1 protein-coding gene is annotated in these 1,209 nt (G+C 66.3%); it reads left to right on the plus strand.

The annotated features are described in order from the left end of the window. Positions 1–454: 454 nt before the first annotated feature. A complete protein-coding gene (locus IFR11_RS16135; protein WP_191916852.1) occupies positions 455–1,084 on the plus strand; it encodes a Fic family protein in 630 nt (209 codons plus the stop codon). The last annotated feature ends 125 nt before the right edge of the window (positions 1,085–1,209 follow it).

A 1,209-nucleotide genomic window follows, 5' to 3' on the forward strand; every position in this document is an offset into this window, starting at 1 on the left:
GCCTTCGCCCTGCCGTTCGACCTCGCACCCGACGACTACGTGCAGATCCTCGAGGACATCGCCGGGCGGTTGGGGCCACTGCTGGGGTGGGCGCCGGGGCCGTGAGCCCCGCCGCGCCGCGGGCATAACCTCAGCGATGTGCGCACATCTTCGGCATCGCGCGCGACATCGGCGAGCACGAGACGTGGGCACAACCTCCGGATGCCGACATGGCGGGCGGACATCGATCGGCTCGCGACATACCTGGCCCCAGCTCCGCGCTGGCGCGTAGAATGCAAGGGATCCGACACGGCGAGAAAGGAGCCATCGTGAGCAGAAACATCAACCCCGATGCCCTCCGCCGCGCAGTCGAGCGGTCAACTCGCCTGAGTGCTGCGCTGGAGCGACGAGCCGTCCCCGCCGGACACGAGCGCTCTGCCAATGTGCAGAAGTTTCTCGCGTCCCGTCGCTCAGCGTGACCCCACTCGAACCCGGCTACGGCGAGACTCCGCTCGATGCGGATGAGGCAGATGCGCTGACTTCAGATGCCCGTGCTCTCCTCGGGGTCGACCCCACACGGGCCGACATCTACGACGCGGAGCAGGCGATCAGCGACGAAGTGGGTCTCGAATTCGCGACTGCGGTCGTATCGGGCCAGTTGGCCCTCGCTGAGCTGCTGAGCGACGCCTTCGTGCGTGAGCTTCACCGCCGGCTCTACGAAGACATCTGGGAGTGGGCTGGCGTCTACCGCCTCACCGAGAAGAGCGTGGGCATCGATCCCGTACACATCTCCGTGGAGCTGCGGTCCTCACTCGACACGATTCTGTACCGGTGGACGCACACGGACGACTGGAGCCCACGACAACTCGGGATCGCCGTTCACGCGGACGTGGTGCGGATCCATCCGTTCGTCGATGGCAACGGCCGGACCACCCGACTTCTCGCAGACCTCGTCCACTACGCCGCCCAGAGCCCGTCGGAGACGCTGTCGACCTACGACTGGAGTATCGATAAAAAGTCCTACGTCACGCTGCTGCATGACTACGACCAGACCAGAGATGCATCCAGGCTGGCGGCGTTCATCCCCGTCACCGAGGTCGCCTGACGAGCAACCTCTCTCTCGGGCTCACCCCTGCCGCACCGCTGCCGGGGCGAGCCGCCGCGTCGCGTGGCCTTCGCCCTGCCGTTCGACCTCGCACCCGACGACTACGTGCAGATCCTCGAGGACAT

Source organism: Microbacterium sp. CFBP 8801 (assembly GCF_014839455.1).
GTDB lineage: Bacteria > Actinomycetota > Actinomycetes > Actinomycetales > Microbacteriaceae > Microbacterium.